The organism is Vibrio sp. 10N.222.52.B12 (assembly GCF_002875385.1).
GTDB lineage: Bacteria > Pseudomonadota > Gammaproteobacteria > Enterobacterales > Vibrionaceae > Vibrio > Vibrio jasicida.
The window spans coordinates 1-1,505 of the sequence record NZ_MDAW01000005.1; the positions used below are offsets into that span (position 1 = coordinate 1).

At 44.2% G+C, this 1,505-nt stretch carries 1 protein-coding gene; it reads left to right on the forward strand.

Annotation, left to right across the window (positions count from 1 at the left end):
• Nucleotides 1–106: 106 nt before the first annotated feature.
• Nucleotides 107–1,486: an IS4 family transposase gene (locus BCT11_RS00445; RefSeq protein ID WP_102386840.1), complete on the forward strand. Its 1,380-nt coding sequence runs from the start codon at nt 107–109 to the stop codon at nt 1,484–1,486.
• Nucleotides 1,487–1,505: the final 19 nt, after the last annotated feature.

Here is a 1,505-nt window from a genome sequence, read left to right on the forward strand (position 1 = left end):
CTGTCTCTTATACACAAATCCCCAAGCTTGTAGCTTGGGGATTTTTTTTGAACTCTTTCACGTGTGTGCGATCTGATCACTTAAGAATCCTTACTGAAACACTAAGATGACATATTCAGACGCTAAGCTTTGGGCACAAGAACAATTTGGACAAGCACAACTTAAAGACCCTAGAAGAACACAACGCCTCATCAGTTTAGCGACTTCCATTGCTAATCAACCAGGAGTCTCCGTGGCTAAACTTCCTTTTTCTCCCGCCGATATGGAAGGTGCATATCGCTTTATCCGTAATGAAAACATCGATGCAAAAGACATCGCTGAAGCAGGTTTTCAATCAACGGTATCTCGAGCTAACGAGCATGAGGAATTACTCGCGCTTGAAGATACAACAACGCTCAGTTTTCCGCATCGAAGTATAAAAGATGAACTCGGGCACACGAATCAAGGCGACAGAATTCGAGCTCTCCACGTACATTCGACGTTACTTTTTGCACCACAAAGTCAGACCATTGTTGGCCTGATAGAACAGCAACGATGGAGCCGAGATATTACTAAGCGTGGGCAAAAGCACCAACACGCGACTCGTCCTTATAAAGAGAAAGAGAGTTACAAATGGGAGCAAGCCTCTCGCCGTGTCGTTGAACGCCTAGGGGATAAAATGTTAGATGTTATCTCGGTCTGTGACCGAGAAGCTGACCTATTCGAATACTTAACTTATAAGCGTCAACATCAGCAGCGCTTTGTCGTTCGCTCAATGCAAAGTCGTTGTCTAGAAGAGCACGCTCAAAAGCTTTACGACTATGCGCAAACGTTACCAAGCGTCGAGACAAAAGAGCTTACCATCCCCCAAAAAGGAGGGAGAAAAGCGAGAAATGTAAAGCTTGATGTTAAATATGGTCAGGTGACATTAAAGGCTCCGGCAAACAAAAAAGAGCACGCTGGCATACCTGTTTATTATGTTGGCTGCCTTGAGCAAGGGACATCAAAAGACAAGTTAGCATGGCACCTCTTGACGTCGGAGCCAATAAATAACGTTGAAGACGCCATGAGAATTATCGGTTATTACGAGCGCCGATGGCTGATTGAAGATTTCCATAAAGTCTGGAAAAGTGAAGGGACAGATGTGGAGTCACTCAGGCTACAAAGTAAAGGTAACTTAGAGAGATTAAGTGTCATCTATGCCTTTGTTGCGACGCGTTTATTGGCGTTACGCTTCATTAAAGAAGTTGATGAGCTAACGAAAGAAAGTTGTGAAAAGGTATTGGGCCAAAAAGCTTGGAAGCTACTGTGGTTGAAACTAGAAAGTAAGACGTTACCTAAAGAAGTGCCCGATATGGGCTGGGCGTACAAAAATCTCGCTAAATTAGGCGGTTGGAAAGATACCAAGAGGACGGGCAGAGCTTCAATAAAGGTGCTTTGGGAAGGGTGGTTTAAACTACAAACCATCCTTGAAGGCTACGAACTCGCAATGTCTCTTGATCACTAGACTTGTGATCAAGAGACAG